At 61.5% G+C, this 838-nt stretch carries 1 protein-coding gene; it reads left to right on the top strand.

Going from position 1 to position 838, the window contains the following annotated elements; all coding sequences use genetic code 11:
• Positions 1–838: ABC transporter ATP-binding protein (locus EOC06_RS34260; protein WP_128309894.1), on the top strand; the 838-nt coding region annotated here is incomplete at both ends.

Raw genomic sequence — 838 nt, 5'->3', positions numbered from 1 at the left:
GGGCAGTGGAGGGAGTGTCCTTTTCGGTCGAGGCAGGCGAGACGCTCTGTATCGTCGGCGAATCCGGTTGCGGCAAGTCCACTATTGCACGGCTATTGATGCGACTCACCGATCCAACGGGCGGACGCGTCCTGATCGATGGGACCGATATTGCGGGCCTCAAGAAGCACGAGCTCCGTGCGCATCGCCGTCGGATGCAGATGGTGTTTCAGGATCCCTACTCGTCGTTGAACCCGCGTCTTACCGCCGGACAGATCATCACCGAACCTGTGGAGAATTTCGAGCGTCTCAGCCGCAAGCAGCGCAACGCGCTTGCCGCGGACCTCCTCCAAAAGGTGGGAATGTCGCACGAGATGATGCACAGGCTCCCCTCCGAGTTGTCGGGTGGCCAGCGGCAACGGCTCGGCATAGCGCGGGCGCTGTCGCTCAAGCCCTCGCTCATTATCGCAGACGAGGCAGTGTCAGCCCTGGATGTCTCAGTGCAGGCGCAGATTCTAAATCTGCTTGTGGATCTTCAAGACCAGATGGGCATCGCCTTCGTCTTCATCTCGCACGACCTTGGCGTCGTCGAGCATATCGCCCATCGCGTCGCCGTCATGTATCTGGGGCGGATTGTGGAACTGGCTACATGCGAGGCATTGTTCGCCAAGCCAGTCCATCCCTACACTGAAGCGCTAATTGCAGCGGCACCCGTGCCGGATCCGACGCGGGTTCGGCTGGAGGCGCCCGTCGAGGGCGAGGTTCCAAGCCCGGTGGATCCACCGAGTGGATGCGCGTTTCATCCGCGTTGCCCACTTGCCATCGAGCGCTGCCGCCTTGAGGTGCCGCATTTAGTGCC

The organism is Mesorhizobium sp. M7A.F.Ca.MR.362.00.0.0 (genome assembly GCF_004023175.1).
In the GTDB taxonomy this organism is placed as follows: domain Bacteria; phylum Pseudomonadota; class Alphaproteobacteria; order Rhizobiales; family Rhizobiaceae; genus Mesorhizobium.
The sequence above is the reverse complement of the archived record's forward strand: the minus strand, read 5'-3'. Positions and strand labels throughout refer to the sequence as shown.